Annotated in this window: 20 protein-coding genes; 14 read left to right on the top strand and 6 right to left on the bottom strand. The window is 62.6% G+C overall.

From position 1 onward, the window contains the following. The first annotated feature begins 129 nt into the window (after positions 1-129). The 9 genes from HWX91_RS08405 (at position 130) to HWX91_RS08365 (ending at position 10,150) form a co-directional block, all read left to right on the top strand. A complete protein-coding gene (locus HWX91_RS08405; RefSeq protein WP_028194690.1) occupies positions 130-1,821 on the top strand; it encodes an AMP-binding protein in 1,692 nt (563 codons plus the stop codon). Between the two features lie 91 nt (positions 1,822-1,912). Next, positions 1,913-3,430: a CoA-acylating methylmalonate-semialdehyde dehydrogenase gene (locus tag HWX91_RS08400; protein WP_028194689.1), complete on the top strand. Its 1,518-nt coding sequence runs from the start codon at positions 1,913-1,915 to the stop codon at positions 3,428-3,430. 27 nt (positions 3,431-3,457) lie between these two features. Next, positions 3,458-4,372, top strand: a complete 915-nt coding sequence (gene mmsB, locus HWX91_RS08395) for a 3-hydroxyisobutyrate dehydrogenase (RefSeq protein ID WP_028194688.1) — start codon at positions 3,458-3,460, stop codon at positions 4,370-4,372. Continuing rightward, positions 4,369-5,205: an enoyl-CoA hydratase gene (locus HWX91_RS08390; RefSeq protein ID WP_042274005.1), complete on the top strand. Its 837-nt coding sequence runs from the start codon at positions 4,369-4,371 to the stop codon at positions 5,203-5,205. The genes mmsB and HWX91_RS08390 overlap by 4 nt, the downstream gene beginning before the upstream one ends. Then, on the top strand, positions 5,202-6,350 hold the full coding sequence (locus tag HWX91_RS08385; protein ID WP_028194687.1) for an enoyl-CoA hydratase/isomerase family protein: 1,149 nt from the start codon (positions 5,202-5,204) through the stop codon (positions 6,348-6,350). The genes HWX91_RS08390 and HWX91_RS08385 overlap by 4 nt, the downstream gene beginning before the upstream one ends. 201 nt (positions 6,351-6,551) lie before the next feature. Then, complete coding sequence (locus HWX91_RS08380; RefSeq protein WP_081832938.1) at positions 6,552-8,141, top strand: helix-turn-helix transcriptional regulator; 1,590 nt, start codon at positions 6,552-6,554, stop codon at positions 8,139-8,141. Positions 8,142-8,435: 294 nt separating this feature from the next. After that, positions 8,436-8,618, top strand: a complete 183-nt coding sequence (locus tag HWX91_RS08375; protein WP_028194685.1) for a CsbD family protein — start codon at positions 8,436-8,438, stop codon at positions 8,616-8,618. A gap of 67 nt (positions 8,619-8,685) precedes the next feature. Next, a complete protein-coding gene (locus HWX91_RS08370) occupies positions 8,686-8,931 on the top strand; it encodes a CsbD family protein (RefSeq protein ID WP_235430058.1) in 246 nt (81 codons plus the stop codon). A 136-nt stretch (positions 8,932-9,067) separates the two neighbouring features. After that, a complete protein-coding gene (locus HWX91_RS08365) occupies positions 9,068-10,150 on the top strand; it encodes an AI-2E family transporter (RefSeq protein WP_028194683.1) in 1,083 nt (360 codons plus the stop codon). A gap of 123 nt (positions 10,151-10,273) precedes the next feature. Here HWX91_RS08365 and HWX91_RS08360 read toward each other — a convergent pair whose 3' ends face one another. The 3 genes from HWX91_RS08360 to HWX91_RS08350 form a co-directional block, all read right to left on the bottom strand. Further along, the gene (locus HWX91_RS08360) at positions 10,274-11,530 is read right to left on the bottom strand and encodes an MFS transporter (RefSeq protein ID WP_028194682.1); all 1,257 of its coding nucleotides are present in this window, start codon (positions 11,528-11,530) and stop codon (positions 10,274-10,276) included. Positions 11,531-11,696: 166 nt separating this feature from the next. Then, positions 11,697-12,524: a siderophore-interacting protein gene (locus HWX91_RS08355; RefSeq protein ID WP_028194681.1), complete on the bottom strand. Its 828-nt coding sequence runs from the start codon at positions 12,522-12,524 to the stop codon at positions 11,697-11,699. Positions 12,525-12,606: 82 nt separating this feature from the next. Beyond that, positions 12,607-13,578: a PadR family transcriptional regulator gene (locus tag HWX91_RS08350; RefSeq protein WP_028194680.1), complete on the bottom strand. Its 972-nt coding sequence runs from the start codon at positions 13,576-13,578 to the stop codon at positions 12,607-12,609. Between the two features lie 457 nt (positions 13,579-14,035). Here HWX91_RS08350 and HWX91_RS08345 point away from each other — a divergent pair, with 457 nt between their 5' ends. Then, positions 14,036-14,746: an SH3 domain-containing protein gene (locus tag HWX91_RS08345; RefSeq protein WP_028194679.1), complete on the top strand. Its 711-nt coding sequence runs from the start codon at positions 14,036-14,038 to the stop codon at positions 14,744-14,746. Between the two features lie 174 nt (positions 14,747-14,920). On the opposite strand, the gene HWX91_RS08340 is transcribed toward HWX91_RS08345, so the two are convergent. Beyond that, the gene (locus HWX91_RS08340; RefSeq protein ID WP_028194678.1) at positions 14,921-15,835 is read right to left on the bottom strand and encodes a glutaminase; all 915 of its coding nucleotides are present in this window, start codon (positions 15,833-15,835) and stop codon (positions 14,921-14,923) included. Between the two features lie 107 nt (positions 15,836-15,942). Continuing rightward, positions 15,943-17,520 carry a DHA2 family efflux MFS transporter permease subunit gene (locus tag HWX91_RS08335; protein WP_028194677.1) on the bottom strand — a complete coding sequence of 526 codons (1,578 nt, stop codon included), beginning with the start codon at positions 17,518-17,520 and terminating at the stop codon, positions 15,943-15,945. Positions 17,521-17,823: 303 nt separating this feature from the next. On the opposite strand from HWX91_RS08335, the gene HWX91_RS08330 reads away from it, so the two are divergent. The 3 genes from HWX91_RS08330 to HWX91_RS08320 all read left to right on the top strand — a co-directional run bounded on the left by HWX91_RS08330 (position 17,824) and on the right by HWX91_RS08320 (position 20,793). Next, a complete protein-coding gene (locus tag HWX91_RS08330) occupies positions 17,824-18,483 on the top strand; it encodes an alpha/beta hydrolase (protein ID WP_028194676.1) in 660 nt (219 codons plus the stop codon). A 190-nt stretch (positions 18,484-18,673) separates the two neighbouring features. After that, on the top strand, positions 18,674-19,726 hold the full coding sequence (mreB, locus tag HWX91_RS08325; RefSeq protein ID WP_028194675.1) for a rod shape-determining protein: 1,053 nt from the start codon (positions 18,674-18,676) through the stop codon (positions 19,724-19,726). Between the two features lie 212 nt (positions 19,727-19,938). Beyond that, a complete protein-coding gene (locus HWX91_RS08320; RefSeq protein WP_370577239.1) occupies positions 19,939-20,793 on the top strand; it encodes an alpha/beta fold hydrolase in 855 nt (284 codons plus the stop codon). 77 nt (positions 20,794-20,870) lie between these two features. Here HWX91_RS08320 and HWX91_RS08315 read toward each other — a convergent pair whose 3' ends face one another. Beyond that, a complete protein-coding gene (locus tag HWX91_RS08315; protein ID WP_028194673.1) occupies positions 20,871-21,272 on the bottom strand; it encodes a hypothetical protein in 402 nt (133 codons plus the stop codon). A 433-nt stretch (positions 21,273-21,705) separates the two neighbouring features. Between HWX91_RS08315 and gltA the strand changes: the two genes are divergently transcribed. Beyond that, positions 21,706-23,004: a citrate synthase gene (gene gltA, locus HWX91_RS08310; RefSeq protein WP_028194672.1), complete on the top strand. Its 1,299-nt coding sequence runs from the start codon at positions 21,706-21,708 to the stop codon at positions 23,002-23,004. Positions 23,005-23,835: the final 831 nt, after the last annotated feature.

The raw sequence follows: 23,835 nt of genomic DNA, 5'->3' as shown, positions 1-23,835 counted from the left end.
CAGGGCAAAAAGCAGGGCAAAAAGCAGGACAAAAAAAGCAGAAGCTAAAAGCAGAGCGCATAGCGCGCCATCAGCATGGGATCGGACGAGGCGCCAAAGCGCTCACGCCGGCCGACAATGGAGACGACGATGACTGTAGCGAAGGGTTTTCTCGAAGCGCGTGACCTGTTATTGCGCCATCGCACCGACTACGAGCGCGCCTACCGCGAATTCGCGTGGCCGGCGCCAGGCGAGTTCAACTGGGCGCTCGACTACTTCGACGTGATCGCGCGAGACAACGACAACCCGGCGCTATGGATCGTCGACGATCTGGCCAGTGACGGCTTGCGGCTCTCCTTCGCGCAGATGTCGGAACGCTCGTCGCGCATGGCGAACTTCCTGCGCGGTCTCGGCGTGGGGCGCGGCGACCGCCTGTTGCTGATGCTGCCGAACCGCGTCGAACTGTGGGATGTGATGCTTGCGGCCATGAAGCTCGGCGCGATCGTATTGCCCGCCACGACCCAGCTTTCCGCCGACGACGTGCGCGACCGCGTGCAGATCGGCGGCGCGCAGTTCGTGGTGGTCGATAGCGCGGAGCTCGCCAAGTTCGATGCGCTCGACGTGCCGCTGACCCGCATCTCGGTCGGCACGCCGCGCGACGGCTGGATCGACATCGCCGCCGCTTATGATGCATCGCCGCAATTCACGCCGGAGGGCGTCACGCGCTCCACCGATCCATTGCTGCTGTACTTCACGTCGGGCACCACCTCCAAACCGAAGCTCGTCGAGCACACCCACCAGAGTTACCCGATCGGCCATCTGTCGACGATGTACTGGATCGGTCTGCAGCCGAACGATATCCACTGGAACATCAGCTCGCCGGGCTGGGCCAAGCACGCGTGGAGTTGCTTCTACGCGCCGTGGAATGCGCAGGCCTGCGTGTTCGTCTACAACTTTCCGCGCTTCGTGCCGAAAGATACGCTCGACGTACTGGTGCGTTTCAACGTCACCACGCTGTGCGCGCCGCCCACGGTCTGGCGCATGCTGGTGCAGGAACATCTCACCGACTATCCGGTGAAGCTGCGCGAGATCGTCGGCGCGGGCGAGCCGCTGAATCCGGAGATCATCGAGCGCGTCAGGCATGCGTGGGGAATCACGATTCGCGACGGTTTCGGCCAGACCGAAACCACCTGCCAGATCGGCAACCCGCCCGGCCAACCGGTGGTGGCGGGATCGATGGGCCGACCGCTCCCGGGCTACCGGATCGAGCTCCTCGATGCCGACGATCAGCCCGTCACCGAAGGCGAAATCTCGTTGCCGCTGGCCGAACGTCCGCTCGGTTTGATGACCGGTTATGCGAACAACGCCAACGCCACCGCGCAAGCCATGCGCAACGGTTTCTACCATACGTCCGACGTCGCGCTGCGCCGCGATGACGGTTACTACGTGTACGTCGGCCGCGCCGATGACGTCTTCAAATCGTCCGACTACCGGCTCAGCCCGTTCGAACTCGAAAGCGTGCTGATCGAACACGAGGCGATCGGCGAAGCCGCCGTGGTGCCGAGTGCCGACGCGCTGCGCCTGTCTGTGCCTAAAGCGTTCGTCACCGTGCGGCAGGGCTATGAAGCCGGCCCCGAACTCGCGCGCGCGGTGTTCGCGTTCTCACGCGAAAAGCTTGCGCCGTACAAGCGGATTCGCCGTTTGCAATTCAGCGAGCTACCGAAAACCATCTCCGGCAAGATCCGCCGCGTCGAATTGCGGCGCCGCGAAATGGAGCGCGAAACCGAGCCCGCGCGCCTGCCCGGCGAGTACTGGGAAGAGGACTTCCCGGATCTGCGTTGATTCGTTGTTTCCAGTCACCGGTTGGCCCTCATAGGGCCGTCCATGGTCACCGATACGGCCACCGATATGGCCACTGCACAGGAGTTCCAGCATGAACACAATTGCTTCGAACCAGGTCCCCACCGTCAAGCTGCTGATCAACGGCGAGTTCGTCGAATCCAAAACCACCGAGTGGCGTGACATCGTCAATCCGGCCACCCAGGAGGTCCTCGCACGCGTGCCGTTCGCTACCGCGAATGAAGTGAACGAGGCGATCCAGTCGGCGCACACTGCGTTCAAGACGTGGAAGGACACGCCGGTCGGCGCGCGCATGCGCATCATGCTGAAGTTCCAGGCGCTGATTCGCGAGCATTCGCCGCGTATCGCGAAGACCTTGAGCGCCGAGCAGGGCAAGACGATTCCCGACGCGGAAGGCGATATTTTCCGCGGGCTTGAAGTGGTCGAGCACGCCTGCTCGATCGGCACCTTGCAGCAGGGCGAATTCGCCGAGAACGTCGCAGGCGGCGTGGACACCTACACGTTGCGCCAGCCGATCGGTGTATGCGCCGGCATCACGCCGTTCAATTTCCCCGCGATGATCCCGTTGTGGATGTTCCCAATGGCGATCGTCTGCGGCAATACATTCGTGCTGAAGCCTTCCGAGCAGGATCCGTTGTCGACGATGCAACTGGTCGAACTGGCGCTTGAAGCCGGCGTGCCGAAGGGCGTGCTGAATGTGGTGCACGGCGGCAAGGACGTCGTCGACGCGCTCTGCACGCACGATCTGGTGAAAGCGATTTCCTTCGTCGGTTCGACGGCGGTGGGCACGCATGTTTATCGCCTTGGCAGCGAACACGGCAAGCGCGTGCAATCGATGATGGGCGCGAAGAACCACGCGGTGGTGCTGCCCGATGCAAATCGCGAGCAGACCTTGAACGCGCTGGCGGGCGCCGGGTTTGGCGCGGCGGGGCAGCGCTGCATGGCGACCTCGGTGGTCGTGCTGGTCGGCGCGGCGCAGCAATGGCTGCCCGATCTCGTCGCCAAGGCGAAGACGCTGAAGGTCAACGCGGGTAGCGAGCCGAATACCGACATCGGCCCGGTGGTTTCGCGCACCGCGAAGCAGCGCATTCTCGGCTTGATCGAACAGGGCGTGAAAGAGGGCGCGACGCTCGCGCTCGACGGCCGCGACGTGAAGGTGCCCGGCTATGAGCAAGGCAACTTTATCGGCCCGACCGTCTTCACCGACGTCACCACCGACATGGAGATCTACCGCCAGGAAATTTTCGGCCCGGTGCTGGTGGTGCTGAATGCCGCGACGCTCGACGACGCGATCGCGCTCGTCAACCGCAATCCGTTCGGCAACGGCGTGGGTCTCTTCACGCAAAGCGGCGCGGCGGCGCGCAAATTCCAGAGCGAGATCGATATCGGCCAGGTCGGTATCAACATTCCGATTCCGGTGCCGGTGCCGTTCTTCAGCTTTACCGGCTCGCGCGGCTCGAAACTCGGCGACCTCGGGCCGTACGGCAAACAGGTCGTGCAGTTCTACACGCAGACCAAAACCGTCACCGCGCGCTGGTTCGACGACGACACCGTCAACGACGGCGTCAACACGACCATCAGTTTGCGCTGAGCCATTCAGTCCAGTGGAGACAACACCATGAAAATAGGCTTTATCGGGCTCGGCAACATGGGCGCGCCGATGGCGCTCAACCTGCTCAAGGCGGGCCACACGGTCAAGGTATTCGACCTCAATGCGCAAGCGGTGCAGGCGCTCGTCGAGGCGGGCGCCAATGCGGCCGCTTCGCCGAAAGCGGCGGTGACCGACGTCGAATCCGTGATCACGATGCTGCCCGCGGCCGCGCACGTGCGCAGCGTACTGACCGCGGACGACGGCGTGCTCGCGGGAATCGCGAAAGGCGTACCGATCATCGATTCGAGCACCATCGACCCGGCCAGCGTGAAGGCGTTTGCCGAACTGGCCGCGCAACACGGCAACACCTTCGTCGATGCGCCCGTTTCGGGCGGCACCGGCGGCGCGGCGGCCGGCACGCTGACCTTCATGGTGGGCGGCAGCGCGAGCGCGTATGAGCAGGTCAAGCCGGTGTTGTCGGCGATGGGCAAGAACATCGTGCATTGCGGCGACACCGGTACCGGCCAGGTCGCGAAGATCTGCAACAACCTCGTGCTCGGCATCACCATGGCCGGCGTGGCCGAGGCGATGGCGCTGGGCGAGGCGCTCGGCATCGACACGAAAGTGCTGGGCGGCATCATCAATACCTCGACGGGCCGCTGCTGGAGTTCGGACACGTATAACCCGATGCCCGGCGTGATCGAAACCGCGCCGTCCACGCGCGGTTATACCGGCGGCTTCGGCACCGATCTGATGCTCAAGGACCTGGGGCTTGCCACCGACGCCGCGAAATTCGCGCGTCAACCGGTCTATCTCGGCGCGTTGGCGCAACAGCTTTATCAGACGATGAGCACGAAGGGCGCGGGACGGCTGGACTTTTCCGCGGTGATCAAGCTCTACCGCGACGACAGCAAAGACGGCAAGGGCAGGGACGCGTCATGATCGAACTCGACTATGCCCACGACGGCGCCGTCGCGCTGCTGACGCTCAAGCGGCCACCCGCGAACGCATTCACGCCGGATGGCTTGCTGATGTTGCAGCAGACCATCGAACGTCTGAACGGCGAAGCGCGCGTGCGGGCCATCGTGATAAGCGGTGACGGTCCCAAGTTCTTCAGCGCGGGCGCCGATCTGAACACGTTCGCCGACGGCAATCGCGAGGTCGCACGCACAGCGGCGACGCGCTTCGGCACGGCGTTCGAAACCTTGCAGAACGCGCGGCCGGTGGTGATCGCGGCGATCAACGGTTATGCGATGGGCGGCGGGCTCGAATGCGCGCTGGCCTGCGATATCCGCATCGCCGAGCAACACGCGGTGATGGCGCTGCCTGAAACGGCGGTGGGCCTGCTGCCCTGCGGCTGCGGCACGCAGACGTTGCCCTGGCTGGTCGGCGAAGGCTGGGCCAAGCGGATGATCCTGACCGGCGAACGGGTGGATGCGGAGACCGCCTTGCGTATCGGCCTCGTCGAAGAAGTGGTGGACAAGGGCGCTGCACGCGAGGCCGCGCTGAGCATGGCCGCGCGTGTCGCGACCTTGAGCCCGCAGGCGGTCGGCTTCAGCAAGACGCTGATTCATCAGGGCCGCAACGGCGTGCCGCGCGCGGCGGCGCTCGCGGTGGAGCGGGAACGCTTTGTCGATCTGTTCGACGGCGCCGATCAGCGTGAAGGCGTCAATGCATTTCTCGAGAAACGCGCGCCACGCTGGCAGGTGACGCAGGTTGAGCACGCAGGGCAGCTCCAACCGGGTGCCAACGTCGAACAGGAGCCCCGTCGATGAGCGCTTTGCAGAGCGTCACAGCCGATACGAGCGCGGAAGCGGAGCGCGAGATTCTGTTTCGCGTGGTCAACCGTGTGGCGATCATTACGCTGAACCGGCCTGCCGCGCTCAATGCGCTGTCGCATGCAATGGTGCGCGAGCTTGCCGTACTGGTCGAACATTGCCGTACCGACGACGGCATCGTTGCCCTCGTGCTGAAAGGCGCGGGCGCCAAAGGTTTTTGCGCGGGCGGCGACGTGCGCGAGGTGCACCGGCTCGCGAAGAATGGCGATAGCCGCTGGCTGGCGTTTTTCGTCGACGAATACCGGCTCGACTATGCGCTGCACCGGTTTCCGAAGCCGGTGGTCGCCTTGCTCGACGGTATTTCGATGGGCGGCGGCATGGGGCTCGGTCAGGGGGCGCGGCTGCGCATTGTCACGGAGCGCAGCAAGGTCGCGATGCCGGAAACGCGCATCGGCTTCCTGCCCGACGTTGGCGCGACGCGGTTTCTGAGCGTGATGCCGGCGGAAGTCGAACTTTACGTCGGGCTCACCGGTGCGACCTTGTCCGGCGCCGATGCGCTGCGCCTGCAACTCGCGGATCTGTGCGTGCCGGCCGATTGGCTTGCGACTTTCGAAGAGCGCCTGCAGCGCATGCCGCACGCGGGGGATCTGATGGGTGCGTTGCGCGGCGTGTTCGAGCCGCCTTGCAATATCATTCCCCACGCCGCATTGGGGCCGTTTACCCAATTGATCCTGAGACACTTCGACCGGCGTTCGAGCGTCGAGCGGATTGTCGCGACGTTGCGCCACGATCTGGAGCGCGAGCCGCCGCGCGAGGTGAGGCAGTGGCTGCAGTCTACCTACGACGCGCTGGCCGGGCATTCGCCCACGATGCTGTATGTCACGCGCGAGGCATTGCTGCGCGGCCGGCAGATGAGCCTCGCGGAGTGCTTCCGGATGGAACTGGGCATCGTCAAGCGGGTGATCGAGGAAGGCGATTTCTGCGAAGGCGTGCGGGCCCACTTGATCGACAAGGATCGCAAGAGCCGCTGGGCGCCCGCGACACTCGCGGAAGTGAGGCCGGAACGGGTCAGGCATTTTCTGGCTTCGCCGTGGAAGCGGGAGAGCCATCCGTTGGCCGCCTTGGGAGCGGACGAGGGCTGAAGTCCAACGCCTGCGGTAACCAGCACCCGCCACGCTTGCCACGCAGCATGCGGCGAAGGCGGGCGCTTTTTGCTGCTTGCGTGCTGCACCTGGTGCAAGTGCACCAGTAAGCCTGGTGCATTGACCATTGGCGCCGCGGCGCGTTTTGGGCGATTCTGGCGTCTGGACAGGCTCTCGCGTGCTTCCCGCACGTCCACAATAATGACTGCAACACCCTCCGCCGCGCCCGCTCCACCGCTGTCGACCGACGCTTTGGACGACACCCCGCCGCCAGCCGACGACAAGGTACTGCGCACCCAGACCGACCGTCGCCAGTTGCAGCAGATCATTACGGGGTTGACCGAGGGCGTGATCCTCGTCGAACCGGACCAGACCATCGTCTGGGCCAATCAGGCCGCGCTGCAGATGCACGGCATCACCGAAGTCGCCCAACTGGGCGCGGACGTCACCGAATACCGCGAGCGCTTCCGGCTGCGTTACCGCAACAATCACCCGCTGCCGGAAGGCGGCTACCCGATCGAACGGGTGGTGGCGGGCGAGTGTTTCAGCGACGTGGTGGTCGAGGTTTTCCCCGCGCATGACGATGAAGTGAACTGGGTGCACCGCGTGCGCAGCCTCGTGCTGACCAATGCCCGCGGCGAGCCCGACTGCCTTGCGCTGATCCTGCACGATGCAAGCGAATGGGCGAGCGCCGAGAAGCGTTTCGAGAAGACCTTCAACGCCAACCCCGCGCCGGCGGTTATCTGCCGCCTCAGCGATCAGCGCTACATCAAGGTCAATCAGGGCTTTCTGGAGATGACCGGCTATGTGCGCGAAGACGTCATAGGCCGCTCCGTGTACGAACTCGATGTGTTCGAAGGCGCGGAGAAGCGCGAACTGGCAATCGAACGGCTCAGCGAAGGCGCGACGATTCCGCAGATGGAGGCGCTGCTGCGCCTGCCGGAAGGCGGCAACAAGTTCGTGGTGGTGGCGGGACAGCCGATCGACATCGGCGAAGAAGCGTGCATGTTGTTCACGTTCATGGATCTCGAGCCGCGCAAACGCGCCGAGAGCGCGCTGCGGCAGAGCGAGGAACGCTTTGCCAAGTCGTTCCGGATGACGCCGGTGCCTACCGCGCTGTTCGTCGCCGGCGACTATATGACGCTCGATATCAACGATGCCTTTACCGCGACCACCGGCTTTTCCTCCGAAGAACTGCTGGGCAAGCCGCTGGACCGGAGCGGACTGTGGAACGGCGACGCCTGCGAGCGGATCAGCGCGGCGTTGCAGGAGTCGGGCAGCCTGCGCAACGTCGAATTCCAGGTGAGCAATCACGCGGGCGACGTGCTTAACTGCCTCGTGTCGGCTGAAGCGGTCAGCATTCACGGCAAGGATTGCGTGCTGATGACCTTGCTCGACATCACGGAGCGCAAGCGTTCCGAAATGGAGCTGGTCACGGCGATTGAAACCGTCATGCAGGACGCTTCCTGGTTCAGCCAGACGCTGATCGAAAAACTGGTCAACGTGCGGCGCGCGAACGCGCCCGACGCCGGCGGCCATCTCGCCGACCTGACCGCGCGTGAACGGGATGTGTTCTCCTGTTTGTGCGCGGGTCTCGCGGACAAGGAAATCGCCAGAGAACTGGGGCTCGCGCCGAACACGGTACGCAACCATGTCGCCACGATCTATGCGAAGCTGGATGTACATAGCCGGGGCGAGGCGATCGTGTGGGCGCAAAGCCGTGGCCACTTCGGGCTCGCGCCTGGCAAAGCCGCCAAAGCGCCGCGCCGTAAGGGTTCGAAGACGGCTTAGGCGGATTTCCATTGCGCTTCACTCGCAGGCGAGGTGGCCGGGAACGAAGCGTGCTACACAGATGCGTCCGGGCCGCTGCGGGATGCGGCGGCGCAGATCGGCTCGCGGGTTCAGGCGCGCGGGCATGCGGTTCAAATGCACCAGGCGATCAGGTGCATTCGCGCCTGTCGGCAGATGCGGTGAAGCTGGACAATGAGTTCCTGCGTCGAGTGTTCGTGGGCAAGCGCTCAGGCTTTTCTGACGCGACGTGCTCGACGTCTTTGGTGCACAACCTAACCTTTCAAGGAAATCGTCATGGATAAGAATCGTGTCGAAGGTGCGGCGAAACAGGTCAAGGGCTCCGTCAAGGAAGCGATTGGCAAAGTCACCGGCAACCGGACGACCCAGGCCGAGGGCGCGGCCGAAAAACTGGCCGGCAAGGTGCAGTCGAAAGTCGGCGAAGCTGCGGACGCGGTCCGTGACCGCGTGAAGAAGTAATCCGGCAACAACCGTAAAGCGCCCGCTGCGGCGGGCGACTGCTTGCTCACTCTGTTCAAGGAGAACGATGATGAATTCAAATCAGATCGAAGGAACCGTGAAAGATGCGGCAGGCAAGGTGCAGGACGCGGTCGGCGGTCTGACCGGCGACGTCGACCTGCAGGCCGAGGGCAAGGTCCGCCAGCTCGCCGGTAAGGCTCAGGCGAAGTATGGCGACAGCGTCGAGCAGGTCGCCGAGACCGCTCGCAACAATCCGCTCGGTGCGTTGTTGATTGCGCTCGGCGTCGGATTTCTGCTGGGCAAGCTGATGTAAGCCGGATCACGGCGCTTTGCGACGCGTGGTGCATGGCGTCGCGAAGCGCGCGTCTTTAGCCTTGGCGGGCGCCTGGTTGTCCGATGTTCCCGGCGGCTTTCAGGCGCCGGGTTCGCCGTCTGTTCGAGGAAAGTTAATGCTGGGATTCGACGTCTGCACAGCCAGGAAAGTCTGGACTGCGTTTCTGATTGCGCTGCTGCTGTTCATTATCTATACCGCGTCGTCCACATTGTTAGTGGTCGTATTCGCGGTTTTTTTCAGCTATCTGATCTACCCGATGGTCGATTTCGTCGACCGCTTCCGGCCGCGCCCCGTGCCGCGGGTTGCCTCGATTGCGCTGGTGTTCGTGGTGGTGGTCGCGGTGATCGCGGTGGCAGGTTCGCTATTCGGTGTGCAACTGCAGGATCAGGCCACCCGTCTGTTCGCGCAACTGCCCGAACTGATGAAATCCGACGTGCCTAACCGTCTTCCGTTGCCGCATTTTCTCGAGCCGCTGCGCGAGCGAATTGTGGATTTCGTGCGCGGGCAGATCGAGACCGGTTCCGACAAGGCCGTGCCGATGGCGCGCAGTGTCGGTCTCGGCGTGATGCATGCAGCGAGCAATCTGATTTACCTCGTGCTGATTCCTATTCTGAGCTTTCTGCTCATCAAGGAAGGCCCGCAGATGCGTGATGCGTTTCTTGATCTGCTGACGGACCGGCATCGCGTGCTGTGGGGCGAGATCGTCACGGATCTGAATGTGCTCCTGTCGAAGTATGTACGGGCTTTGTTGTTCCTGTCGCTCGCGACGTTGATCTGTTACGGGGTGGTTTTTTCGTTGCTGGGTGTGCCGTATGCGTTTTTGCTGGCCGTTAGCGCAGGCTTGCTGGAGTTTGTGCCGTTCGCCGGGCCGCTGGCGGCGGTGGCCATTACGCTGGTGGTGGCCGTTTTCAGCGGGTATGCGCATTTGCTTTGGCTGGTGATTTTTATTGCGCTGTACAGACTGTTTCAGGACTATGTGCTCAATCCCTATCTGATGAGTGAAGGGGTGGAGGTGAGTCCGTTTCTTGTCATTGTCGGGTTGCTGGCGGGGGATCAACTGGGTGGTGTGGCGGGGATTTTCCTCGCCGTGCCGGTGATTGCCATGTTGAAGATCGTTATTGGCAGGGCGAGGGTTTTTTATACGTCTTCCGCGAAGGGAGAGGCCGCGCGGCGGGCTTTGGTGGGTGAGCCGGATTAGCAGTTTTTTCTGTGTTCTCGGCCATTTCACCCCGATAACAAGGCCTTCATTCTTCCGGCTGCACCGCGTGCGCCGACGCGGTGCTCCGGGATGGACGCCGGCTTACCTGTTGTCTCGGATTCTCTAGCCTTCGCCGACTGCGTTGCTTCCCAATGGCGTGGTTGGCGGCAATGAGCTTTGTGCCCCGTGCACTCGCGATATCCAGAATATCGCGACCAGCGCGACGGCGACCGCTGCCCAGCCGACCGTTCCGTACCCCACGATCTGCCCGGTCGGTGAACTGCTTAGCATCAGACCGCCGATCCATGCCCCGCATCCCGTGCCCAGAGCCTGTAGCGCGCTATTGGCGCTTAGAAAGGCGCCTCGGCGGCTTGACTCGGGGACGGTGGTCAGGAGTGCCTGCATCGGTACCATGCGTGCGGACATCAGCACCATGAAAAACGGGAAGAACATGACCAGGACATAGAACGGCAGATCCGGCAGATGCGTGACGAACAGGACGGGTAGAAACGAAAGTAGCGCTGCTATCCGGAATACGCGGCGTGTGCCGAACCGGTCAGCAAGTTTGCCCACGCGGCGCGAAGTGAAGAATGTTGCTGCGCCGCCCGCCATGTACAGCCAGGACAACTGCGCCGGCGCCACCCCATGGTTGGCAACCAGTACCGGTGAGATAAAAGGGATCACCAGCATGTGCGAGACCATCATCATGAAGGTCAGCGCAAACGCATTCATATGCCGCGGGTTGCTCAAGATCCGCCACAAGTCAGGCAGCACCTCGCCAAGCGCCGGCTGGCGGCGACTCAGGTGCTCGGTAAGCGAAGGCACCAGTTGCGAGCCCGCTACCCAGACGAGCAGCGACAGCACTACCAGTAAATAGAAGGGCGCGGCCCAGTTGAAATGCGCGCCTAACATCACGCCCGCCGGCACCCCGGCAATTGCGGCCAATGAAAAGGCCGTCATGATCGTGCCGGTTGCGGCGCCGCGGCGCTGCACCGGAATCACGTCGCCGACAATCGCCATGATCACCGAACCCAGCACGCCACCCGTAATGCCGGCAAATGCGCGGGCAGCAAGCAGGAGAGGGAAGCTGGTGGCCAACGCACACGCCAGGTTCGATAGCGCGAAGAGCGCATAGACGGTCAGCAACAGCCGGCGCCGGTCGAAGCGGTCGATATAGGTCGCCGCGAATAGGCCCGAAAGCCCCGAACACCACGAATACGCCGACACGGCCGTTGCAAACGCAGCGGGTGTGATGCTGAATGCGTGCATGATCTGCGGGCCGAGCGGCATCATCACCATAAAGTCCATGATGATGGTGAACTGCGTCAGCGCAAGCAGCCACAGTAAGCGGCGCTCGTGCTTAGTGCTAATGGAGTACATCGGTCAATTCCTTCTTGTTGTTCGGGGCACGCCGCTTGTCGTGCGATCCAGTTTCGTGCGGCCCCGCAGTTGACCCGGCTTACATGGCTCACATGGCTCACATGGCTCACATCGCTCACCCGGTTTGACCGACGTACGCCATCCGCTGCACGCACGCTGTGGATCGTCAATCGTCGAGCGATTCGTGTACCGCTTCGGCGCCCTGTTTCCAGTAGCTGGCCGCGCGAATCCGCGACTTGTCGATGCCGCGCTCGGTGCACAGGTGGTAGCGCACCGCACGCATCGTTGCGGATTCGCCCGCGGCCCATACGTAGCCTTCGCCGTCTTCGGGCAAATAGATCTCACGTACTGCCTGCAGCAAGGCCTCGCCGCGATAGGCCGATTCGCTGCGGTGGCGCCAGACCATATGCAGTTCGGCTTGCGTCGTGAATTCGATCTGGGCTGATGCATCGGCCACTTCGATTACCGCCGCGACGCGGGCGCCGGCCGGCAGTTCTTCGAGCCGGCGGGCAATGGCGGGCAACGCGGTATCGTCGCCGATCAGCAGATGCCAGTCGAACCCGGTCGGAATCACCAGCGAGCCGCGCGGGCCGCCGATGCCGAGATACTGGCCCGCTTTGGCTTGCGCCGCCCATGTTGCCGCCGGACCGGCCACGTGCATGGCGAACTCGATATCCAGTTCGCGTGCCTCGGCGTCGAAGCGGCGCGGCGTGAAATCCCGGGCGATCGGCCGCGGCTGGCCGGTGGGAAACACCGGACCGTCGGGGCCGGCTTCCGGCAGCACGGGTTTGTCGGCACCGGGTTCGGGAAAGAACACTTTGATGTGATCGTCGAACGAAGCGGAGACGAAGTCGTGCAGATCCTCGCCCGTAAACGTGACGCGAATCAGATGCGGATTCAGCGCGTGGACTTTTTTGACCTGCAACAGACGGAACTTCAGCGGATGCCGTACGCGATGGACGGCCAGATCGGCGCGGTTGTCATTTGTCAGCATAAGGGTGTCATTCCTCGTGGTTAGATTGGCGCGCGAAGGTGCGCATGGGCGCCTTCGCGCGCGAGTGGCAGATCGCGTAGTCTCAAACGGTCGGTTCGCCGCTGGTTGCGTCGTTGCCAGGATTGCCGTCACCTTCACCTTCGATTTCGTTGACCGCGCGCATCAGAATTGCAGCGATGCGGCGTTGCTCGTCGGCCGGCACGTTGTCGCGGCGCAGGAGCGCATGCTTCAACGCGCGGCGTGCCTGGCTCAGTTCCGGCAACCAGCCGCCTTCGCTGATGTCGGCCGGCTCCTCGCCGGCGAACGCGCGGCGCACGGAATCCATCTTGCGGGCGATATGCGCCAGTTTGGCGAGCATCAACTCGACGCGGTCGCGATTGGCGGTCAGATATTCGCGGCCCGTTGCCGATAGTTCGTAGCGCTTACGGTTGCCCTCGAGTTGCACGGTGACGTAGCCGAGTTCTTCCAGATAGGTGAGCGCCGGGTAGACCATGCCGGGGCTCGGGCTATAGAAACCGTTCGAGCGCGTTTCGAGCGCTTTGATCAACTCGTAGCCGTGGCTAGGCTGGGCGTCGATCATCGAGAGCAGCAGCAATTGGAGATCTTCGGAGCTGAATTTGCGGCCGCGCGGAAAACCGTCGCCGTCGCCACCGAAGCCTCCGGGGCCGCCGCCGAAGCGTCCGCCGCGGCCGCCCCCACGATGCTCGTGACCCCGGCCGATCGCGTGCCACATTGCGTGAAACGAGAAGCGGTCGTAGCCGTGGCGGCCGACGTATGGGGTGCCGAGATCGCCGCGGTCGCGGCGCTCGTTGCGCTCGCCATGGTGTCCATGACGACCGTGGCCGTGTGCGTCGCCGTGGAACTCATGCCAGTCGCCGCGGCTGCCGTGACGGCGTTCGAAACTTTCTTCATATCGCTCGCTGCCGCGCTCGCCGGCTCGCTCGTAGCGGCGGGCGAAGGCGTGCCAAAGCTCATGCAGCGACGGGCGGTCATGTCCGGCGAAGAAGCCGTCGTCCGCGCCGCGCGAACGGGAAAAACGAGGGTGATGACGCATCTTGGGTACTCCGGTTATGTCTTAAGATGTGTCGTAAGATATATATCTAAAGATAGTTTGTCAAACTTATTTTCTGACGGCGCCGGCAGGGGGACGAATGGAACGGGAGTGATAGGGAGCGTCTCGCGGTACCGTATATCGGCGGATTGAGTGCGGGCGGTGCGGGGCGGTGCGATTGTCGCGCTGCTTTACTTCAGCATGGCATTCGGCAAAGTCACCGTTACCACGCTCAACGCTTGCGGCAGCTTCATATCGCTCAGATTAATGAACGAGCAACGAAGCGTGAAAATTGCTGAATGTAAGAGCGCTGACAAACCGTAAGTGCGCAGACGGACGGGTGCAATTCAAACGCCCCCGGTCTTGTCCAAGTAAGGTGGACCTGCTGCCGAGGCGCGCTTATCGCGACGAGACGAATAGAGCACGTCATGCATGGACCACTCTTTGCGAGGGAGGCATCGTGCAAAAGAAAATCGTCATTCGAATCGTCGCGGGAGGCATCGGCCTGATGGCGCTGTCCGGCGTTGCATTCGCTCAATCGCTGGCGTATACGAATCAGCCTGTGGACGTTTATGCGGGTCCGTCCGGGGACTATCCGGTGGTGGCGCAAGTGCCGCCGAGCGCGCAGCTCACCGTGTACGGTTGCGTCTCCGATTACAGCTGGTGCGACGTCGAAGCGCCCGGACTGCGTGGTTGGGTCTACGGCGGATATCTCGACTATCCGTACCAGGGGAGCGAGGTGCCGATCATGGCTTACGGCGTGCAGATCGGACTGCCGGTCGTGGCGTTCTCGTTCGGAACTTACTGGGATCATTACTATCGCGGCCAGCCCTGGTATCACGACCGGGACCGCTGGGTGAATCACCCGCCGCCGATGCGGGGCGCTCCTCCGCCGCATGGTGGTCCGCCGGCGGCGGGCGGTCCGGCTATGAATCCGCGGCCGGTCATGCACGGCGCCCCGCCGCCGCAACCCCAGCCCCAGCCGGGGTACGCGCATGGGCCGACGCCGCCGCAGCCGGGGTACTCGCATGGGCCTGCGCAGCAGCCCGGACACATGATGGGCGCTCCCCAGGGACAGGCTCCCATGCACCCGGGCGGTCCATCCGGTGAGCGCGGCGGCGAGGCGCGCGGCGGCAATGAAGACCGCAATCATCCACCGGATAACCATTAGCGATTGCATTTAGCTGACGTATGGGCGAGGGGGAGGTCTTGCGGCCGAGGCCAGTCGCCAACCCGCAAATTCCGGACTGTGCGTGCCCTTTACATCAATCCATCGGTGGAAGGGTCACCCGGCGCCAAAGAAAACAATCAACCTCGCTCACGACGAATTGTTTATTCGGCGGCATCAGAAAATCGACCGCCCCGTATAAGTCGTCAACCATTCCAGCGCCAGCACGCCCGCGAGCGAATTCCCATTGCTGTCGAGTCCGGGCGACCACACACATACGGCCATCTCACCCGGCAGCACCGCGACAATTCCGCCGCCCACGCCGCTTTTCGCCGGCAAGCCGACCCGGTAGACGAAATCGCCCGCCGCGTCATAGGTGCCGCAGGTGAGCATCAGCGCGGAGAGCCGTTTGGCGGAACTGGTGTCGAGGATCCGCTCGCCGGTGGCGGGTACCACCCCATGGTTGGTCAGGAACAGCGCCGCCTTCGCCAACTCCACGCAGCTCATCGAAATCGCGCATTGCCGGCAATAAGCATCGACCACCACCTCAGGCGGCATCTCCATGTTGCCGAAGCTCGCCATGAAATGCGCCATCGCACGGTTGCGGTGCGCGTGCTGCAACTCCGATAGCGCGACGCGCGAATCGTAGTCGATGCTGGTTTCGCCTGTCAGCCGTCGCATGAATTCGACCAGCGCGGTTTCGGCCTGCACGAAACGGCGGCACAACACATCGGTGACGACCAACGCTCCGGCATTGATGAACGGATTGCGCGGCTTGCCGTGTTCGGCTTCGAGTTGGACCAGCGAATTGAAGGCGTTGCCGGACGGCTCGCGCCCGACGCGTTGCCAAAGTTCGTCGCCAAGCAGCCGGAATGCGAGCGTGCAGGCGAATAGTTTGGAAATGCTCTGAATGGAAAAGCGCGTGTCGGCGGCGCCGGTGCGGAATACGTCACCCGATGCCGTGACGATCGCCATGCCGAAACTCCCGGCAGGGACGTTCGCGAGTTCGGGAATGTAATCGGCGACCTTGCCGGCGCCCAGATACGGCTGAAGATCGCGATGAATCTGTTCGAGGATGGATGCGTAGTTCATTGGGGCTCGGACCGTTGAAGCCGCGATTCTACTGGCATCCTGCTGCGAATTGGTGATGCGGCGGGGCGCCGCCGTGCCTGCTCGCGCGGCAGCGCCGTCGCCCGGAATCAGTGCGCGCCCGCCGCACCCGGACCGCCGCCACCCTTGGCCGGCTTTGTAATCCAGATCAGCGGAATGATCAGAATGAAAATGATCGCCGACACATAGAAGATGTCGTTCAGGCCCATCATCGCGGCCTGGGTGTTCACCGTGAAATCGAACAGCGCATGCGCCGATTGCGGATTCAGTTGCAGCAGCGACTGGGTCGAATCGATCTGCTGGTTGAACAGCGGGTTGTTGACGCTGGCCTGCTCGGTGAGCCGGGCATGATGCAGCACCGTACGGTTATTCCACTCGTTGCCGGCGATCGACGTGCCCACCGCGCCGCAGAACACGCGTGCGAAATTCGACAGCCCGGCGGCGGCTGGAATCCTGTTTGGCGGCTGTCCGGAAAGAATAATCGCCGTCAGCGGCACGAAGAACAGCGCCATCGGAATGCCTTGCAGCAGCGTGGGCAGTACGAGGTGCCACGTGTCGATTTCGATCACATACTTCGAGCGCATGTAAAACACAATCGCGAAGCCGACAAACGCGAGCGTCGCGATGATACGTGCGTCCGAACGCGGCAGCACGCGGCCCATGATCGGCGCGAGAATCACCGCAAATACGCCGAGCGGCGCGGTGACGAGGCCGGCATCCACGGAGCGGTAGTTCAGATACTCCTGCATCCATTGCGGCAGCAACACCAGGTTGCCGAAGAACACGCCGTACGCCACTGAAATCGCGATCGTGCCGCCGAGAAAATTGCGCTGCGTGAACAGCCGCAAATCGACGATCGGGTTCTCCTCGGTCAGCTCCCATACGAGGAAAAACGCGAAACTGATCAACGCGGTGATGCCTAGAATCAGGATTACCGGCGACGAAAACCAGTCGAGATCCTTGCCCTTGTCGAGCATGATCTGCAGCGACGCGACCCATGTCACCAGCAGGCCCAGCCCGACCACGTCGATGGGCGGCTTGCGGGTTGGCGATTCGCGGGTGCGATAGATTATCCACGTGACGCCGGCCGCGAAAATGCCGACCGGTATATTGATGTAGAAAATCCACGACCAGCTATAGCTATCCGTGATCCAGCCGCCGAGCGCGGGACCCGCAATCGGGCCGACGGTGGCCGTCATGGCCCACAGCGCGAGCGCGGTCGACGATTTCTCCTTCGGATACGAACCGAGCAGAATCGCTTGCGAAAGCGGGATCAGCGGGCCGGCCACCGCTCCCTGGAACACCCGCGCGATCAGCAGGATCGGCAGCGTGGGCGCAATGCCGCATAACCACGAAGCCAGCACGAACATCAGAATCGCGCCGACGAACAACTTGATCTGGCCGATGCGTTGCGTGAGCCAGCCGGTCAACGGAATCGAGACGGCATTGGCGGCGGCGAACACCGTGATAACCCAGGTGCCTTCGTCGACCGATACGCCGAGGTTGCCCGAAATGGTTGGAATCGCCACATTGGCAATCGACGTGTCGAGCACGTTCATGAAGGTGGCGAGCGCGACGGCGATGGTCGCCAGAACCAGTTTGCCGCCTTGTAGCGGCGGCGGTGGTGCCGGCGGCGCGGCGGCAGGCGCGGAAGAGGGCTGGCTCAAAACGATTCTCCGGATTGCGGTGCAACGGATGTCTGATACGGCGTGATGCTCTGCCCAGGCAGTGAGCCGGGCGGCTGCGCGAATGCCCACAAAAGCATACCTGCATTCACGTTCCGGCGTAGTCGAAGCGCGCAGATCGGACGGCAGGAAGCGTTCCGGCAGCGTATGCTCCCGGCTGAGGCGCCGCGCAGGACGGCACCTTGCCAGCCTGGCTGGCCGCGCGTGCGTGCATGCGTGCGTGCGGAAACACGGAAATACGGACACGAACCGGAAGTACAGCGAGTACGAAGAGAGGATTTGACTATGGCCTGGGAGCAATTCGAACACGGCTGGCGGCGCGCGCCGTCGACCACGCACGCGAGAGCGCTGGTGGTGCTGTTGCACGGCGTGGGCAGCAATGCGCGCGATCTGATGCCGCTTGCGGACATCTGGAGCGAGAGCCTGCCGGACGTGGCGTTCGCCTCGCTCGACGGCACCGAGGCCTTTGACGGCGGCTTCGGCGGACGCCAATGGTTCAGCCTGCGCGACGTCAACGAAGGCAATCGCGAAACCCGTGTCGCTGCCGCCTATCCGGCCTTGCGGCGCGTACTCGAGGCGGAACTGGCGTACTGGCAGCTTCCTTTCGATCGCCTTGCGCTGGTCGGTTTCTCGCAGGGTTCGATCATGGCGATGCATCACGTCGCGACGAGCGCGGAAGGCGCGGCCGCCGTGGTCGCGTACTCGGGGCGGCTCGCCTCGGTGATCGTCGCGCAGAACCGCACGCCGCTCACGCTCGTGCACGGCGAGGAAGACGAAGTGATCCCGGTCCAGGAGCTGGAATACGCCGCGGACGCATTCAACAGCGCCGGTTACGCGGTCGACGCCTACGCGTTGCCGGGCATTGGTCACACGATAAACGCGGACGGTGTCGAGCTCGGCAAGCAGGCGCTGGAGCATGCGTTGGGTGCTTTGCCGCGCGGTTGACTCGCCCGGAATTGAAAAGTGGCCCTAAAGATTCTGATTTGCTTGCCGTTAACTGCTCATTGGTATGAAAATCACCCCCGCCGCGCGGATCGCGCAACGCCCAACTGGGCGTGCCAAGCGGTTCGGGTAACCGGGGGCGCATTTTCAGACTGCCCAGCAAGGGCGGATAACGACACATCAGAGCCTTCCTATGGCCAGACCGACGCCGCATTACCCGATTTTCGATCGACTGTTCCGTCATTCCGTGACGGTGGACCTCGGCACGGCCAATACCCTTATCTATACCGACAACGGCGGCATCGTGCTGAACGAGCCGTCCGTCGTGGCGTTCCAGAAAGAGTCCGGCGCCGGCCAGAAACGTGTGGCGGCCGTGGGCACCGAAGCGCGCCAGTTACTTGGCCGCGCTCCGGGCAACGTCGAAGCCGTGCGGCCGATGCGGCACGGCGTGATCGCCAATTTCTCCGCGGCCGAACAGATGATCCGGCAATTCGTCGACATGGCGCGCCCGCGGCCGCTGTTCAGCCGGCGCGCGGCCTTCACCCTGTGCGTGCCGGCGGGGGCAACCCAGGTCGAGCGCCGCGCGATCAAGGAAGCGGCGGTGGCAGCTGGCGCGTGGAAGGTCAGTCTGATCGGCGAATCGCTGGCGTCGGCGGTTGGCGCGGGCCTGCCGGTGTCGGAGGCGGTTGGCTCGATGGTGGTCGACATCGGCGGCGGCACGACCGAAGTCGGCGTGATCTCGCTCGGCGGCCTCGCCTATAGCGGCTCGGTTCGCGTGGGTGGCGACAGTTTCGACATGGCGATCGTCAGTTACGTGCGCAGCCTGTACGGCGTGCTGCTCGGCGAGCAAACCGCTGAACACGTCAAGAAGGGCATCGGTTCGGCCGTACGCGACGTGCCGCTCGAGCATATGAACGCAACCGGGCGCAGCGTCGACGACGGCTTGCCGCGTACGGTTCAGGTGAGCAACCACGATATCGCCGATGCAATCGAGGGGCCGTTGCGTCAGGTGATCGGCGCGGTGAAACGTGCGCTTGAAACGGCGCCGGCCGAACTGGTGACCGATATCGCCCATAGTGGCATCGTCCTGACCGGCGGCGGTGCGCTGCTCGGCAATCTGGCCCGCCGCCTGACCAACGATCTCGGACTCGAGGTCCGCGTCGCCGATGAACCGCTCACTTGCGCGGTGCGAGGCGCGGGCGCGGCAGCGGCTGCCGGTTTGCTGGATGACAACGCCTACGAGTGAATCGACTCGACGTGATTCGACGTGATTCGACGTGATTCGGCGTGATTCGCCCCCCGCGCGCCGAACGAGCTTCAGCGGATATTCAACGGCTGTGTGACAATACGCGTCGTATCCCAATTTTAGGGATGCGACTCCGCTTTCTTCTTCGAATCCATTTCTAGCCGTCGCCGCTGACAGGTTCAGCCGTCGCCGCGCTGTCCGTGAACCCACCTGTGAATCAGTCCGTTTCCGCTTCGTCCTCTGCCTCTCCGTCCTTTATCGAACTGCATAGTGGCCTGCGCATGCCCTATGTGGAAGCCGGGAAAGGTGAGCTGCTGCTGTTCGTGCATGGCTCGCTATGCGATTACCGCTATTGGCAACCTCAACTGGCGGGTTTGTCGAAGCAGTATCGCTGCGTCTCGGTGAGCCTCACGCATTACTGGCCGGTGACGGATACCGAGCCCGACCAGCCGTTCAGCTGGAGCGAACATGCGGACGATGTGGCTGAGTTCATCGATCGTTTCGGCGCCGGGCCGGCGCACGTGGTGGGTCACTCGCGCGGCGGCTGCGTGGCATTCCATTTCGCGCGGCGTCATCCGCAATACGTGCGCACGTTGACGCTGGCCGACCCGGGCGGCCCGTTGCAGATCGCCGGCCGCCCGCCCGCGACTTTGCCGGAAACCGTCAATGCATTGCGTGCGAAAGCCGCACAACTGATCGAAACAGGGGAGGTGGAAGCGGGCTTGCAGCTGTTTGTCGATTCGGTGAGCCGGCCCGGGTTCTGGGCCATGAGCACGCCAGGCTTTCGCCGGATGGCGACCGACAACGCCCACACGCTCGCGCGTCAATTCCGCGACCCGTTGCCCGCTTACGTACCCGAGCAGGCCGCCGAGGTGCGCTGCCCGGTGCTATTGATCGACGGCGAGAAGAGTCCCGACATGTTTCGCCGCACGGCGACCGCACTGCAAACCTGGCTGCCGGATTCGCGCCGCGAAACGGTGCGTGGCGCTTCGCACGGAATGAATCTCGCGCATCCGGCAGCATTCAATCGCTACGTCGACGAGTTCATTCGCTCAGTGGACGTTTGATCAGCGCGCGATGAGCGCGTCGTGCACTCGCCCGCGTATCGGGGGCGGTGCGCTTTCAATCGATCGCCTGGTGCGGTTCAGGCCTTGCGATGCGCGTCTTTATCGAGTGCACGTTCCGCGGCTTCGCCGACGAGACCGTGGTAATAGAGGTGCACGCCGATCGCGAGTGAGTCGTTGCGAATCTCGTGGAAGGCTTTCCATGCCTTGACCGGATCTTTGAACAGCAGATAGTGCGCTTCATGCGCGATCAGATCCGCGACTTCATGCAGCCCATGGCCATGCAGGACATTCACCAATGCGTCGAGGCTGCGATGGGTGCGCGCGTCGGTGCGCGGGTAAAGCATATGCAATACCGCCACGTCTTGCGCTTTTAGTGCTGCCGACAAAGCCACGACGATGTCCTGATGATTCAGTGCGGTGACCACGTTGTCTTCGTTGTGGACGTGATCCGGAAACAGCATTTCGAGAGAGGCGTTCATCTGGTCCTTCCTGTTCTTCTGGCTGATTAAAAAGGCCCGCCGTAGGACGGCGGGCCAAAGACAGCGACGTGTTTGCAGGGGAAGCAAAACACGATTTCAGTATCGCAGAGCGACGGGGCTTGCGCAGCTTGACTGCCGCAAAACATTGTTGCAGTAAGCGCGCTAACCTCATTTGGCTGGCAACGGTGCCGAGCGGTTGCAGCATTTTCTCAGGCCGTGTACTCGCCGGTTATTTGCGCATGTTTCCGGCGATGGTGCTTATTTTCTGTGCAATGAATGTTGCGCCAGTCGAGATGGATTGTTGCGGTCAATCGTCGCAATCTAAGCTCTTTCGGACCGTAGAATGCGAAGCGGAGCCTGAGCATGCCAAGCGGTGATCCGACGATCGGGCATGCCGGCACGTGTGCGATGTGAAAGTAAAAGGAACGTGTAGATGAACTCGAAGACACACGCAACGCTGAGCTTTTCCGACAGCGATCAGACGATTGATTTGCCTGTCTACCAGGGCACGCTCGGGCCGGATGTCATCGACATCCGCAAGCTGTACGCTCAGACTGGCAAGTTCACGTACGACCCGGGCTTCATGTCCACGGCGGCGTGCAACTCCGAAATTACGTATATCGACGGTGACAAAGGCGAGCTGCTGTATCGCGGTTATCCGATCGACAATCTGGCGCAGAACGCCGACTTCCTTGAAACGTGCTATCTGCTGCTGAAGGGCGAATTGCCGAATGCGCAGCAGAAGGAGGAGTTCGTCACCACGGTTACGCAGCACACGATGGTGCATGAGCAGATGCATTTCTTCTTTCGTGGATTTCGCCGTGACGCGCACCCGATGGCGATTCTGGTGGCGGCGGTTGGCGCATTGTCGGCGTTCTATCACGACTCGCTGGACATCAACAATCCGCAGCATCGTGACGTATCGGCGATTCGCATGATCGCGAAGCTGCCGACGCTGGTGGCGATGGCGTATAAGTACACCGTGGGTCAGCCTTTCGTTTATCCGCAGAATGACCTGTCGTACAGCGCGAATTTCATGCGGATGATGTTTGCGAATCCGGCGGAGGAGTACCAGGTGAATGACGTGCTGGTGCGCGCGTTGGACCGCATTCTGATTCTGCACGCGGACCACGAGCAGAATGCGTCAACGTCGACGGTACGGCTGGCGGGTTCTTCGGGTGCCAATCCGTTTGCCTGTATCGCGGCGGGCATTGCTTGCTTGTGGGGTCCGGCGCATGGTGGCGCGAATGAAGCCGCGCTGAATATGCTGGAGGAGATTGGCTCGGTCGACAATATTCCTGAGTTCATTGCGAAGGTGAAGGATAAGAACTCGGGTGTGAAGCTGATGGGCTTTGGTCATCGTGTCTACAAGAATTACGATCCGCGCGCGAAGCTGATGCGTGAGACCTGTCACGAGGTGCTTGAAGAGTTGGGGTTGCATGATGACCCGCTGTTCAAGCTTGCTATGGCGCTTGAGAAGATCGCGCTTGAGGATGAATACTTCGTGTCGCGGAAGTTGTATCCGAATGTGGATTTCTATTCGGGTATCGTGCAGCGGGCGCTTGGGATTCCTACTGCGATGTTTACGTGTATCTTTGCGATGGCTCGGACTGTTGGGTGGATTGCGCAGTGGAATGAGATGATTGCCGATCCGGAGCAGAAGATTGGGCGGCCGCGGCAGTTGTTCGTGGGGGAGACTCAGCGCGAGGCTCGGGCGCTCGATAAGAGGTAGGCCGCCTGGTCGGCGGGGTTGTTGGTGATCTGGGGTTTTGGCTTTTTCCTTGCAGGGTGCGTGGGCTGGTCTGTTGTTGGGGTTTTGGTGCTTTGGCCTTTTGGCCTTTCCTTGCTTTGTTAGTGGTGTATTAGCGTTGCCCCTGTGCGGGGCGGCACCTACTTTTCTTTGCCTGCCGCAAAGAAAAGTAGGCAAAAGAAAGCGGCTTTACACCGCCAGCTCATAAGCGGGTCCCCCGCGCAGCCGCGGTAGTGGTCCATCTGGAATCTGTCGCCTCGCACATTCCGCTTTAGTGACAAGGGCGTCATACCTCCGGCGGCGCTGCGCGCGCCGATACCCACTTCATAAAACCGCTCGCCGGGTTTTTGCTTCCCTCATTTACCCCGTTTCCTCATTACCCCGTTTCCTGACTCGGCGTTGCATGGCTGCCACCGAGTTGCGTTTCATTCTCCCGGTTGTCCTCGTTCCCCGATTCGCTGTTGCGTCGCTGATCCGGGATGTCGTTTTGCTCTCGCGTTTGCCTCCGTTCCATGACTTGCCGTTGCTTCGCTGCTGCAGCTATAACCGCGGCAGCGATCGCGATCGCACGGCGAAAAGCGTCGCACAGACATCTTCTATGAAGTAGGGGGCGCCAATCATGGCGGGAGCGCTTCGCCGAGGCGAAGCCAATGGCCCCCGCTGCGCGAAACGAAGCCCCCGGGTTTCGCTGGCAGACCCGTCCGCGACGCACGCAGTGCGGAGTGGGAGCTGATGAGTCCTTTGTCAACGGCGTGGAGTGTGCGAGGGCACGGATTCCAGATGCACCACTACCGCAGCTGCGCGGGGGACCCG

Origin of the sequence: Paraburkholderia fungorum, assembly GCF_902833645.1 — a bacterium.
Classification (GTDB): Bacteria; Pseudomonadota; Gammaproteobacteria; order Burkholderiales; family Burkholderiaceae; genus Paraburkholderia; species Paraburkholderia fungorum.
The sequence above is the reverse complement of the archived record's forward strand: the minus strand, read 5'-3'. Positions and strand labels throughout refer to the sequence as shown.